The following is a 13,707-nucleotide window of genomic DNA, read 5'->3' as shown; positions in this document are numbered from 1 at the left end:
AAGACACTTAATATATGGTTCGAGAGCTAGAAAGAAAACGCCAGAGTGCAAAGTTTCCTGAAACTGCACCGGCTGCTAATCCCGTATTTTTTAGAACCTATAGCCGCCGCACAAAGGCGGGACTAAGGGAAACATGGGATGAGGTATGCGATCGCACTCTCCTCGGCTTAGTCGAGTTGGGAAAGCTCACTCAAGAAGAAGCTGCCATACTGGATAAGATGCAGCGCAACTTGAAAGCTATGCCCAGTGGACGCTGGCTATGGGTTGGTGGTACAGACTGGATAACCAAGCCAAAGAATTTTTCCGGGGCTTATAATTGCACCTCTACCAATCTCGAAGACTGGAGTGCCTTCGGCTTAATGATGGATCTGGCAATGATGGGCTGTGGTACTGGAGCCGTCCTAGAACCACAATTTATTAACCAGTTGCCCCCCATCCGTAATCAACTGAATGTCACTGTACAAGGTGAAATTGGTAGCACTCCTGTGCAACAGCGACGTGAATATACTCAAACTCATATAGAAGGCAATAACGTCACTATTCACGTTGGAGATAGCCGTGAAGGTTGGGTTGAATCATATCAAGCCCTATTAGAACTCTCTACTGATGAACAATTTTCAGCAGAAGTTGAAGTATTAGTTGATATCAGCGATGTCCGAAAAGCAGGAGAAACTCTCAACGGCTTTGGAGGAGTTGCTAATCCTGTAAAATTGCCCGGACTTTATCAGCGTTGTGCATCTATCCTGAATAAAGCTATAGGACGACAATTAAGTTCAGTTGAATGTTGTTTGTTAATCGACCAAGCTGCTGTAACAATTGTTGCAGGAAATATCCGAAGAAGTGCGGGGATGCGTCAGTTTGATTCTGGGGATCACCTAGCAGCCACCGCCAAAGATAATTTATGGCAGCAAGATGAAAATGGCAGTTGGCGAATCGATCCAGAGCGTGATGCACTCAGGATGGCAAACCATACCAGAGTTTTTCACCGCAAGCCAACCTTAGAAGAATGTCTTAATGCCGTTCGCAAACAGTATTATAGCGGCGAGGGAGCGATTCAATGGGCTGGTGAAGCCGTAGCGCGATCGAATATTGATTTGCTGCCAACACAAGCTCTAAAAGTTGAGTTTTTACAAGCTTATGAACAAGGAACAGCAAAACAGTGGTTAGAAGAACGTTATTCAAATCTTGATGCTAATGAGTTAGAACATCGTTTAGCTCGCTATGGGCTAAATCCGTGTGGTAAGTGATTTTGCCTCACGTTAAAAACCTCGCAAAAACGGGGAAAGCTGAGATGCTAATCCCGTGGTAATCAAAGGAAGTAAAAAACCTTTGACACCGTACAGCGTAGAGAGTGAAACTAGATGACATCAGAAATTTGTGTCTAGAATATAATCTCTCCAAGAGTGCGGGGGTGGATGTGAAAAATACTTTTATTATCTGAAGTCACATCTGCAAAAGGTACGCGGAGCTACTGCAAATAATTAAGCAGTAGAACTAGGGGATAAAAAGCCTCTAGGGTAACAAATCTGGAAATCATCGGCAGCAACTTCCACTGCAATTTGTCAGAGGTTCACCTTAATCAAATCGACCCACATAACTACAAAGAACAAGAAGAGGCTTTCACTGCTGGGGCGCTATCTGTAGCAGCACTTTTAAATCACAAATTCTTAGAACCACGCTATCAATACAGCCGTGAATTAGATCCGATTGTAGGAGTTTCTTTTACAGGTTTATTTGATTTCTTTGTCCATGCTTTTGGTGTTGATTGGCTGCGCTGGTGGGAAGCGGGAAGGCCTGCAACTCCACAAGGGTTAGCTTTCAAGCGTGAGGAAGAAAAATATCTAAGTTCCTGGAAAGACATTGTACATCGGGTAGTTTGGGATTATTGCGATCGCCATAATTTCAAACGTCCAAATCGCTGTACGACAGTCCAACCTAGTGGCACGAAAGCATTATTAACTAATGCTAGTTCCGGATGGCATCCTCCAAAAGCGCAAAGATTTATTCGCCGCATCACCTTCGGCAAAAATGACCCAGTAGCCTTAGCTTGTATTGACTATGGTTACAACGTCATTCCTTCTCAATCTGACAAAGATGAACAGGGCAATTTGCTCAATGATCCCTTTGATTCACGGGTGAGTGAATGGTTAGTAGAAATCCCTGTCTCTGTATCTTGGGCTGATTTACCAGGGGCTGATGAAATTGATGTTTCTAAGTTTTCAGTCTTAGCTCAATTTGATTTTGTCCTCCAGGTTCAACGTTGGTATGTGACTCACAACACATCAGCAACTTTGGAACTTCGCTCTGATGAAATCGAACCTTTAGGACAGCGGATCTACGAAACTATCCAAAATGATGAAGGATATATTTCAGCAGCCCTTTTAGCCCGTTTTGACGATTTGCAATCATTCCCACGTTTGCCATTTGAACCAATAGACAAACCAACTTACGAGCGCTTGAATAGAGACGTGAAAGCACGGCGTAAAACAGATGATTTCTGTGCAGTCTTAAGCCGCTACGATTTAGGCGAAATGGCAGAGGCTGGCCCTAGTGGTTGTGACTCTGATAAGTGTATGTTTCCCGATCAGCAACCAAGCTCATAAGGCGAAGTGAGGTACACCCATAGGGGCACGGCACTTGGCGATATAAGATTGTACCGCATCTGAGTGTGAACTGCTATATCAACTTAGGGTAGGAACTATTTATCTATTACAATAAAAAGCAGTGTTTTCATATCACATGAAAACACTGCTTTTTATATGAACTTAAATTACTCATTTTCCCCTCCTCGGTAATTATTTTAGTGTAGAAAAACAGCACAAAATTTCTCTACACTATTATCTTGGCAAAAGGAGTCCGCCAATGAAAGCTTACGAAATTCAAAGCAACGCCGGGATTGATGCCCTCAGGTTAGCCGATCGCACTGAACCAAAACCAACTGCGGGACAAGTTCTCATTCAAGTCAAAGCAACATCCCTAAATTACCGTGATCTGCTTGTCATTGAAGGAACTTACGGTTCTGAACAGAAATATCCCTTAATTCCCCTGTCTGACGGTGCAGGGGAAGTCGTGGCGGTGGGGGAAGGTGTGACACGGGTTAAAATAGGCGATCGCGTCGCTGGTATTTTTTTCCAAGACTGGATTTATGGCTCTTTAACCAAAGAGAAAATGAAATCCGATTTAGGAGGCGGTATTAATGGAATACTGGCTGAGTATGTGGTATTACACCAAGATGGTTTAGTGATATTACCTGACCACCTATCTTACATTGAAGGAGCAACCTTGCCCTGTGCAGCAGTCACAGCTTGGCATGGACTGGTGACAAAAGGCAATATTCGCGCAGGTGATAGTATTTTATTACTCGGTACTGGGGGAGTTTCGATTTTTGCTCTCCAGTTTGCCAAAATACATGGTGCAAGAGCGATTATTACTTCCAGCAGTGATGAGAAATTGGCACGAGCTAAAGAGCTTGGTGCTGACGAAACAATCAACTACAAAACAACGCCAGATTGGGAAAAGCAAGTTTACCAATTAACCAATCGAACGGGTGTAGATCATGTAGTTGAGGTAGGCGGTGCAGGAACTCTGCCAAAATCACTACAAGCAGTTCGCATTGGGGGACGTATTAGCTTGATTGGCGTATTATCAGGCAGAGGAAATAAAATTGACCCCATGCCAATACTTTTTAAGAGTTTAACAGTTCAGGGAATTTATGTTGGCAGTCGGGAAATGTTTGAGGCGATGAATCAGGCGATGCAACAGCATCAAATCAAACCGATTATTGATCGAGTTTTTCCATTCTCTGAAGCGCCAGAAGCTTATCATTACCTCAAAAGTGCGGCTCACTTTGGTAAAGTCGTAATTTGTAATGGGCTTCGCCCCGCTACGCTAACGTAATTCGTAATTTTAAAGAGTTTCATTTATGTTTCAATTGGGGTTTAAATTTCCACTTAAAACATAATTATCAATTACGTTTAAACAGGAGAGAGAGTAGGCGCTAGGTGTTTATATAGTTCCAGTTTCAACACCCTAGCCAAATTCACATGTTAAGACCATGTTACTGATAGTTACAACTATGTATAATTGAAAACCATCAAAACAAAAGACTACCACTTTGTAACCGCAAATTATATGAGTAACTTTGTTAGCAGTTCAGTTGAAGCTTTGGATAACCTGACTGTAACTTGGGAACGCTTGATTCCCCAGCGCATGGGTAAGGATTCGGCTAGTCGCAAGATCATGGAGCTACATCTTGGACGCTACGAAACTGCAACCAAGTACGTCTTGGGAAAAAGAGTTCTAGATATCGCGTGCGGCAGTGGATATGGTAGCCAAATGCTTCGTGTTGCAGGCGCAAGCGGTGTAGTTGGAGTCGATATATGCTCACAGATTGTGGAATATGCTAAGAAACACTACCAAATTCCCGGAATAAACTTCATTTGCGCCGATGCAGAGCAATTTGAGTGTTCGGAGCCTTTTGACGTTGTTATCTCGTTTGAGACGATAGAACATTTAAAAAATCCGACCAATTTTTTAAAACAACTCAGTAATTATTTAACTAGCAATGGCGTATTGATGTTGTCTGTACCACTAGGGGAGACGCGTCATTTTGATCCATACCACCTTCATGCCTTCACTCACGAGCAAATATTTACGCTTCTAGAAACAACAGGTTTTTCTGTAGATTATTACCGTTGTGACCAGTGTTTTTTGACTCGTAGTGAGTTGCTTTACTGGAAGCAGTTATACTCAGAATCCAGCCCATCGTTTTGGAAATTGCTGTTTACTCGTAAGGGATGGCAGGTGATACATGACCTTGTGTTTCAGGGTGGTTTTGATGCTCCTCAACTGTTGGTTATTGCTTATAAAAAATAGATAGATACACCAATACTGAGCAATATAATCTCTGATTTAGATGGGGTGCGTTCAAACGTCATTATTTGACTAAGTTTGAGGAAGACCTTGTTTAGCTAAAACGTAAGTATTACGAGCATTTACACCCTTAAGCCTTAGGACTTCATTCTTTAGGTACTCGTAAGTCAGTGGCAGAATTTGTTTAAATTAAAAAATGGCTCAAAACATGCAACAGTTAGTAAATTTAGTTAATGACCGTAATCGAGTTTCAAAATTCACCTAATACACAGCAGTACCAAAAAAGTACACTGCCCAACCTAGGGCTAGTTTGTATCACCTCTGACAAACAAGTGCGCTTTCGGACAATGACGCGCACACGATACTTAAAACTTTCCCTTAGCGATCGCAAAAGTGCCCTGAGTGAACTGTATCGGCATAACTTACATCGCTTGCATGATGCCCTCTCATTTTGCCAGCAGAATAAAATTCAGCTCTATCGGATGTCTTCTTCTTTATTTCCCCTAAGTGACTTAGAAGACAAAATCGGCGCAAATATACTAGAGGCAATGAGCGCTGATTTAGCAACAATCGGTCAACGAGCAAATGCATTAAGCATAAGAATGGTGTTGCATCCAGATCAATATGTAGTGCTAAGTTCTGATTCTCCCGAAGTGGTACAAGCAAGTATCAATAATCTAGCAGGACATTCCCGTATACTTGACTTACTGGGCTTACCGCGATCGCCTTGGTCATTGATGAATATTCATGGTGGCAAATCTCAACGTCCTGAACAACTAGTAAAAGTAATTTCCGAACTACCAGAAAATATCATTTGCCGTTTGACTTTAGAAAACGATGAATACGCCTATAGCGCCGATGAAATTTTAGCAGTATGTCAGCAAGCTGGCGTGCCGATGGTGTTTGATGCCCATCACCATATTTGCCACGAAAATTTAGATAGCTACGATCATCCGAGTGTCGCATCCATGTTTTACGCAGCGCGAGAAACTTGGGCAAATCCAGATTGGCAATTAGTCCATATTTCCAATGGTGAGCAAGCTTTCAATGACAGAAAACACAGCGACTTGATTACCGATATGCCCAAAGTTTACCACCAAGCACCGTGGATCGAAGTCGAAGCCAAACAAAAAGAAGAAGCGATCGCCCACTTGCGCTCTTGGTGGCTGATGAAAAATGATTGTATTTAATTGTATTTAAATTAACACGAATGCTTGACTGTAATATGTTAGCCAACGATGGCTAATGTTACTCTCGCTTCTTATACGTTGGTTTCTATTTTGGTAATTGCTTCTTGAGGTGAGGCATCATCATCAATTACTAATAAAATCCCTGGTAGGTATTCATCCATCATGGTGACGTTAGTGTAAACCAAATTTTTGATTAAAGCAAAACTGAGGCGATCGCCTGCAATATCAATACTAGTTTTATAGCGAATTTCGCCATCGTTAAAGTCAAGTTCAAAGTTACCAATCATCATGGCGTAGTTGGCACGAGTGAGGAATTCAGCAATGGCTTGTCTTTTGTCTTCAGGTGCGGTGATGGGGCAAAGAGAGTAAAAGATAAATTGCTTATTTTCTTCTATGGCTTTGGCGTAACAGTTCCATTTGCCATTTTTGCCTCCGAATGCGAGTTGTAAGACAGATTCTCCCTGCAATTTAGTAAAGTTCCAGTCGTCTTCAGTAAAGAAGTTAAGTATTTCCTGAAGAATTGTTCTGTCACCTGAAAAGGGTTTCCAATCTTTTGTAACTTGCTGATCAATATTTTTGACAAGTTTTTTCAATTCATCCAGATTGAAATCGGCGAAATCTCTGAAAAAATGAGCAATTCCATCAACAACTTCAGTAGTGGCTTTTTCAGTCACCGCAGATAGGTTATTCTGCGTCCAATTTTTGAAGAAGGTGCCTAGTGCATCAGAGATTGGATTAGCTGAACCGGATGCAGCAGCTTTGCTAAGGGTGGCGGGACTGAGGTAATCCCAAAGGGTGCGGTAGCCAACATCACCGGATGTTTGCGGTTGTATGGCTGATACTAACAGCCAATTTTCAGTTGCAAATAGGGGATTATCAGGTTGTTCTTGGTTTAGCTTAATGAAATTACTTGATATCTCATCTAGACTGGCAATGTGTTCACTCAGATTTGGGAGAAAATCTGGCTGTAAACTAATCTCAATTTCGATATCTGTTTCAGATAAAAAATCTTTACTGGAAAGCGGGACACGAATTTCTGGTTTGAGATTGAATAGGGCTTCAGTTTCGATGTGTCGGTGAAGTTCTGCATTGATTTGAAACCTGAGACGACATTCAATCAAATCCTCTTCTAGTTTTGTCAAAGCTAGAGCTAGAGCGTGGATGGGTAAGGGGGAGATGGTGCGATCGCATAAGATTAGCTCTGCATCTAATTGATATTGATAATCTTCAGCCTTAGTTCCCATAGAGAACTTTATCCTATAAGGTCATTAATTTTTTACTGCCAAATGTTCTGGTTATCTTTATTAAAAATTGCTTCAATTATATCTTCATTGACAATAACTAGATACCCAGGTGGTAAAGCAAGAATTGGCATAAGAGCAGGACGTTGATTTAGCAGTTGGTACACATAAACAGCTTCAAAGTTATCATCAGTTTGTTCGGGCTTGTCTTGTGTAACTTCTCCGATATACCAACCTGAGTTATGGGTGTTAGCCTCAGGTGATTTACGTTCAAGATAGATATGGTTTGCCTGGAGAGACCCTTTGGCAATTACTACTTTATCTTGAAAGCTTGGATTGACTCCTTCTACCCCAACACGATTTAATAACTCTATTTGTTCAGTAATCACTCTTAGAGTGTCATCAACTACTGGTAGATAGTTTTGAAATGGATCATCGCTGAAATATGGTTCACAAACGACAAGTTCATCTTCATTGCCACGCAGAGTTAAAATAGACCAACCGAACTCAACTTTAGTCCCATCTTTAAGGTTAGATTTCTGCTGATTAATCTCAGCAAGTTTATCTAATAGTGCTTGAGCTTGATGCTCAAGATCGTCAGGACAATGAGCAACTACGTTGAATGCTCCTATTTGACGTTGAAATTTCATTACGGTAATCTTGCCTCAATCGCTTTTTCTAATGCTGCTCTTGCATCTTTTTCTGCCTGAATTAGTTTTGCTTGAACTTTTGGATCAATCGCACCAAATTCTGAGTGTCCTTTAAATACTGTCCAAGAGGTATCTTGTTTTGCTGAATTCACACGGGGATCTATACCCATAATATTTTCTCTCAAGTTTGCAACCTCTAGCTGCTGTTGATATGTCAGCTTATTGAAACCTGGCATTTGTTTTATTTCCTCCAAAGGAACAATGTGATCGGGAGAAAGCCTATCCACTGGCCTTCCATAAACAGGATCGATTGGCTTGCCAGTTACAGGATCAAACTTGACTTGAGGATTGCTGGAATCATTAACCCATTTACGCAATTCATCATTGGGACTATTGTCACGAAGTTTTTTAGCAATTTCTGGTGGAACTGCTCTAGAAGCTCGAATTTCTGCTTGTATTTGTTCTTCTATGTTTTTAATCTGACTGTTTAGCTTCGCTTTCTCTCCTGATTTCTCTGAAAGTTTATTACTAATCTTGTCCCGCCTTTTTTGCAGTTGATCTAGCTCATTTTCAGCAAGCTTTCTTTCCGCCCCTCTTTTGTCAGGGATCTTCTTAGAAGCTTCATCAACTTTCTTCTGGGCTTTTGCCGCTTCTGTTCTTAACTCATCAATTTCTTTATCTAAAGCAGCACGGTCTCCTTGAAGTTTAACTTTCTGATTTGTAAGTGCTTCTTGTTTCACTAGAGATGCTTCTTCTCTAGCGATCGCTTCAATTTGTCTAGCTTCAGTTTCCTCTAGGCTAGCCTTAGCTTTGGCCTGCTCTAAGACTTGAAATTCTTTCTTGGCTTGCTCTGCTTGTTGCCTAGCCTTGAGTACCTCTTGTTTAGCTTGCTCTGCTTCTTGTTTAGCCTTGAGCAATTCTTGTTTGGCTTGAGCTGCTTCTTCCGTGGTACCCTCCGCATTCTTAGCTCTTGCTTCTGCTGCTTGGGCTTCTATTTCTGCCTGTTGAACTTTGGCCTCAGCCGCTTTTGCTTCTGCCTCCGTTGCTTTGACATGACTTGTCGCTTCATCAGCAGTTCTTCTGGCCTCAACTGCCTTGGCTTCTGCTTCTCTGGTTTTTGCTGATGCTTCTTTTAGCTGGGCTTCAAATTCTTTGGCTTGTGACTCCAGTTTTTTAATCTCATCAGTACTGTAGTCTGAGTCAATTTCATGGTCACTAGCAATCATATGAATAGAGTAATGGCCCGGCCGCTTTGGACGCGCTTCAAACCCCTTAATCCAAGAATACTGAGGTTTAACAGTTGATGTTAGGATTCCAAGCAGGATTGGAGCTGGTGTATCTGCGATATCATTAGTTTCCGTGATTGATTTCGCCTTAGCGATCGCAGCAGGCAATTCAGCAGCCTTTTTAGCTGCATCATCGGTTGTCTCTTTCGCACCTTTCTCGCCGCTTTCCTCAGCTCCCTCCTTCGCAGCTTTCTCACCAGCTTCTTCAACTGTCTCTTTAGTAGCTTTTTCACCAGCTTCTTCAACTACCTCTTTAGCAGCTTTCTCACCAGTTTCTTCAGCGACCTCACTAGCTGCTCCTTTAGCTGCTCTGCCAAGCAATTCGTCTGCAAAGGTAATTAGTTTTTGCCCAATCTCACCCAGAGCATCCAGGATGACTTTTGCTGCACCACCTGCCTTACCCAAAAGCTTGCCTAATCCCTTAATACCATCCAGGATAAAGCCACCAACTTTAGCCAAGCCCTTAAATGCTAACCCCATCGCCTCGCCTGTCCAGTCGAGAATCTTGGCAAAGAGCTTGAGTCCTTTCATCGCACCTTTAGCGGCTGTCCAAGAACCTGCGGTTAGAATACCGAGAACTACTTCAAAGGCGATCGTTCCGGCTAACCAACCGACCGTTTCGCCCATCTCGCCTTCGGCACTATCCTGCAACATGAATTGACACACTTTATCGGCAAGGGTGCCACCTGCATTCATCAGCGCCGTCTCAACACTACCCCAGGCATCACCAAGCTTCTGCATCAATTGCTCGAAGGACATAGCACCGCCGCCGCTGAATACCTCCTGCACGGCTGGCATAAAGCCCTGGCTTACCTGCTCTACAGGTGGTTGCAGTTCTCCAGCCATTTGCTGCATCCGTTCACCCATTTCCACGTTGTTATTAGCAGCGGTTGCTGGCGATGCTGTTCCTTCCTGGGCTGATGCTGGCTGATCTGTCGGTGTGGGAGAAAGTGCTTGGTTCGCCACATCGTTAAGCCAGGTAACTAGATTGCCCAATCCCTTGATGGCTTCATATATCAGCACAAATGGGTCAGTGAGACCTTCCCAGATGCCCTTGAGTAAACCTTTGACAAATCCAACAATAAATGCAGGACTGCCACCGCTGATGATTTTAGCCAACTTGTTGGCGATCGCAACCTTTTCGTGATCTGGCTTGCCTTTAACTCCTTGAAGGAAACCAAGGACACCTGCCTTGATTATTGGCCAGAGCAACCCAAACATGGGTAACGAGGGCGCAGCCTGCAACAGGCCAATAACAATGTCAAGTAAGAAATTAATAATTGGAGCTTTGTAGCAATCATCCAAAGCTTGCCAAGCCCAACCTGCCAGGATGACCGGAATCATTGCCGGATTCACGATCGCTAACCCTAATGAAGTTAGCACGCCAATGTAGGGTTTAATCTTCGTGACAATTTTACTGGCGAATTCTTGGACAGTCTTCGCGGCTGATTGGAATCCTTCTTGACACCAACTGATGAATTCCTTCACCCCATTTGATACTGTTTGCACTAAGCTTTGTGCCATGCTTAATAATGGCACTCCGCTAATTGCGCCTAACAATTCTAAAACTGCTTCACTTAATTGAACTGCCTGATTTACCAAACTGCTAACTGTAGATTGCATCGTTTGAGCAAATCCTTCTAGATTACTCAGCAGTTCCGGCAAAATCGTATCGCCCATTTCCTCATGAGCTTTTTTGACAATATCTTTATCGTCTTTATGCGCCCATAACCATTGCACCGCTTTGACTAGCTGCGGCACATATTTGACGATGAGGTAGATTGAACCCACTGGTGAAAAAGCTAGTAAGACACTGCCCACAGTCTTCAAAGGGCCAAGTACTGGGGCAAGAGTGCCTTTAATTTCTGTCCACACCTGCGAGGCTTTGGTCTTCAGCCATCCCAGAACGCCACCTTCGCCATCACCACCAATGCCGAGTTGTTCTTTCACCCAATCCCAGGCAGCGCCTAGAGTATTGCGAACGGGGGCACCCCATTCCCAGATTGTGGTTGCCAGTCCCTTAACGGTGTCAAATACGCCGCCTGCAACACTCATCAACGCATCAAACGCTGGGGCGATCGCTAAATCAGTAACTTTTTGGAAAACGCCTTTAACTTGAGAAAATACCGCCTGAATTTGTTTGACAGCGGCATTTTCCATGAAGGCGTGTCCTAAGTCTTGCAACGCCTTTAAACTATTGGCAAAATTCCGACAAGAGGCTGGATCACCTTTGGTAACATCTTGAATCCCTTCAAACACGCCTGTAAAACTGCCCTGCAATTGAGCAATCACACCAGCAATATCGATGTTTCCAGCGATGCTAGAGACCCAGCTTTTGATGCCGTCTTTGATTTTTTCACCCAGTAACCCCATCGGCCCTTGGCGAATCAAATTAGCCAAACCAGGGGCAATTCTCGCAACTAGGGCAGCAAAGGCATCTTTACCCATAGAAGCCACATCACTAGCCTTATCTCCGACCCATTCAGCGCCTGCACTAGCTTGATCACCAACCCAGTTAGCACCTGCACCTGCTGCATCCTTGATATCATTCCAACCCAGTTTTTGAATTGATTTGTTGTCTTTGTGGGAAGTGATGTTTTGAGCGATCGTCTTACGTTGTACACTATCCTCTAGATCACAAGCACTACATTTCATCTGCACTTTGTTAGTCTGCGGTTGTGCTTGTATGGTCGAATGTGGCTGCGAAGTAACTGAGAGAGTAGGGCTAAGTTTTGTTTGCAGTGTTGTTTTATTAGACAGAAAATCGTTACTAGACTTGTGCTGTAGGGTTTTTATCCCCGCCTGCTGCTTAGTTTGAACTTCTGTCTCTGCATTTGATTCATCTTCATTTTGAGAAACTTTTTCTGGGCCACACTGTACCGGGGTTACTCCTGTACCTTGAGTCAGACCGTGCTTAGTTGTGGTGTCGTAGGTGTTGTTATCAGTATTTGCTTGGGCGTAAGTATCGTTAAAAATCTTGTCAGATGCTGAGGTTGTTTTGCCAAGCAGCTTTTTGTGTAAATCTTTAAAAGCCTTCTCGTCAATACTAATGTGCCCATTTTCGTGCGTATCTAGAGCGCTATAAAACCTTGCCCATTCTTTTTTAACGGGTTCGCATTGTTGGTCGAGTTCAGTCCAGACGGGCATTGCCTTAGTTTCTGTAACTAGAACGTCTGCTTCATAGACAATTTCAGCAGATTGATCATCAGCTTGGTAAGTCTGGACACTTTTCTCTGGGGCACAAGTAACACTGCCCGCTTCGCCCTTTCCTTGTGATGTTAAGTTTGTAATTGCTTCGGTGATGTTTTTCCCAGAAGCGGTAATTGTGCCATTCTTTTTGTCAATTTTGGTTGTACCTTTTTTGGGCGGCATACCACTCGCTGTCTGTTCAACGGGGGCTGGTGCTGTGGATGTATCGTTTTGTTTTTGCACCTTGCCTGTCTGCTGTACCACATGGGTTAACTCATGGGCTGTCAACTCGTTATTAGCAGGTGATTTACCTGCACCAAAGTAAACATCACTACCATGAGTAAACGCCTGCGCTCCCAACGACTGGCTCATCTGCACAGCATTGGAGCCAGTATGTACTCGCACATTGTCAAAGTTACTACCAAAGCGCGGTTCCATAAAGTCTCGCACTTCGGCAGATAATGGGTTTCCCCCACCCTTACTATTATTTAACTGAGTCTCAATATTCTCTTGGGTTGGAACGCTGTGATCACTAGCGCGTTGTACTTCCTCTTCTTCTTGCTCACAAGCTGCACATTTTCGCTGCACTATATCTTGTGAATCTATTTCACCGGGATTTATCTTTGATTGAGGTCTAGGCAGGAGCATAATTTGGTTAGCCACCCAGTCAGCTGACTGCTCATATTGGTCTCCTGGCTGGCTAACTGTAAGTTGCGGCTGTGGACGACGCAAAGATATGCGACTAATGTCATGAACAAGAGGCTTTTCTTTGATAGCTTCTGGTTCTAATGATTGCTCATCAGCAGATTGGGCTTCTTGAAGGTCGCCTGCTACCTCTGTGACTGTTGCGAGTGGAGTATTATTTGTTGGTAAACCAAAACCGCGTGTTGGATTGGCCAATGTGGGAATATTGGATGAGACAAGCGATGGATTTGTAAATGATGTCCCTGCGTTGTGTCGCGTCCATGTGCGATCGCTCATCTCTCAATTCCTAGGTTAAATTAGCCAACCCCTTATCTTTGTATTCTGGTATCTTCTATCAAGAATTTAACTATTTTATTGACATACTTATGTATAGACCTTAGTCTAATTTTGTCATCAATTATTCAACTGCCCAAAATGTAGAACAACTTCAAATCTCTATTCAATAACTTAACCTTATTGCAAATGCGTGTATATTGTGGAAGTATGTGATGTCAATTGTGGTTGAGGTTTAAGCAGTGAAAAACTGCCAAGGAGCATAAAACCATATTTACCGACATAATAGATCAAAACTATT

The 13,707-nt window shown here is 43.1% G+C and carries 6 protein-coding genes and 2 pseudogenes; 5 read left to right on the top strand and 3 right to left on the bottom strand.

Features of this window, described 5'->3' with window-relative positions:
- Positions 1 to 14 precede the first annotated feature (14 nt).
- From nrdJ (F8R90_RS07630) to uvsE, 5 genes and pseudogenes are all read left to right on the top strand, one after another.
- Positions 15 to 1,244, top strand: a pseudogene (nrdJ, locus tag F8R90_RS07630) (ribonucleoside-triphosphate reductase, adenosylcobalamin-dependent); the annotation flags it as partial.
- Between the two features lie 285 nt (positions 1,245 to 1,529).
- Positions 1,530 to 2,603: pseudogene (nrdJ, locus tag F8R90_RS07625) on the top strand (ribonucleoside-triphosphate reductase, adenosylcobalamin-dependent); the annotation flags it as partial.
- Between the two features lie 259 nt (positions 2,604 to 2,862).
- A complete protein-coding gene (locus tag F8R90_RS07620; protein WP_196510247.1) occupies positions 2,863 to 3,897 on the top strand; it encodes a zinc-dependent alcohol dehydrogenase family protein in 1,035 nt (344 codons plus the stop codon).
- A gap of 234 nt (positions 3,898 to 4,131) precedes the next feature.
- Entirely contained in the window at positions 4,132 to 4,875 is a 744-nt protein-coding gene (locus F8R90_RS07615; RefSeq protein ID WP_196510246.1) for a class I SAM-dependent methyltransferase, read from the top strand.
- A 230-nt stretch (positions 4,876 to 5,105) separates the two neighbouring features.
- Positions 5,106 to 6,062: a UV DNA damage repair endonuclease UvsE gene (gene uvsE, locus F8R90_RS07610; protein WP_196510245.1), complete on the top strand. Its 957-nt coding sequence runs from the start codon at positions 5,106 to 5,108 to the stop codon at positions 6,060 to 6,062.
- Positions 6,063 to 6,133: 71 nt separating this feature from the next.
- Here uvsE and F8R90_RS07605 read toward each other — a convergent pair whose 3' ends face one another.
- The 3 genes from F8R90_RS07605 to F8R90_RS07595 are packed head-to-tail and all read right to left on the bottom strand — an operon-like array spanning position 6,134 to position 13,409.
- On the bottom strand, positions 6,134 to 7,306 hold the full coding sequence (locus F8R90_RS07605; protein WP_196510244.1) for a YbjN domain-containing protein: 1,173 nt from the start codon (positions 7,304 to 7,306) through the stop codon (positions 6,134 to 6,136).
- Positions 7,307 to 7,338: 32 nt separating this feature from the next.
- The gene (locus F8R90_RS07600) at positions 7,339 to 7,953 is read right to left on the bottom strand and encodes an immunity protein Imm33 domain-containing protein (protein ID WP_196510243.1); all 615 of its coding nucleotides are present in this window, start codon (positions 7,951 to 7,953) and stop codon (positions 7,339 to 7,341) included.
- Positions 7,953 to 13,409: an eCIS core domain-containing protein gene (locus F8R90_RS07595; RefSeq protein WP_196510242.1), complete on the bottom strand. Its 5,457-nt coding sequence runs from the start codon at positions 13,407 to 13,409 to the stop codon at positions 7,953 to 7,955. The genes F8R90_RS07600 and F8R90_RS07595 overlap by 1 nt, the downstream gene beginning before the upstream one ends.
- Positions 13,410 to 13,707 lie beyond the last annotated feature (298 nt).

Source organism: Nostoc sp. NZL, from assembly GCF_015714705.1.
Classification (GTDB): domain Bacteria; phylum Cyanobacteriota; class Cyanobacteriia; order Cyanobacteriales; family Nostocaceae; genus Nostoc; species Nostoc foliaceum_A.
The sequence above is the reverse complement of the archived record's forward strand: the minus strand, read 5'-3'. Positions and strand labels throughout refer to the sequence as shown.

Bases quoted from the DNA above. Each gene is read 5' to 3' on its own strand.
- F8R90_RS07620 (WP_196510247.1), top strand. From the start codon at position 2,863: ATGAAAGCTTACGAAATTCAAAGCAACGCCGGGATTGATGCCCTCAGG.
- F8R90_RS07615 (WP_196510246.1), top strand. From the start codon at position 4,132: ATGAGTAACTTTGTTAGCAGTTCAGTTGAAGCTTTGGATAACCTGACT.
- uvsE (WP_196510245.1), top strand. From the start codon at position 5,106: ATGACCGTAATCGAGTTTCAAAATTCACCTAATACACAGCAGTACCAA.
- F8R90_RS07605 (WP_196510244.1), bottom strand. From the start codon at position 7,306: ATGGGAACTAAGGCTGAAGATTATCAATATCAATTAGATGCAGAGCTA.
- F8R90_RS07600 (WP_196510243.1), bottom strand. From the start codon at position 7,953: ATGAAATTTCAACGTCAAATAGGAGCATTCAACGTAGTTGCTCATTGT.
- F8R90_RS07595 (WP_196510242.1), bottom strand. From the start codon at position 13,409: ATGAGCGATCGCACATGGACGCGACACAACGCAGGGACATCATTTACA.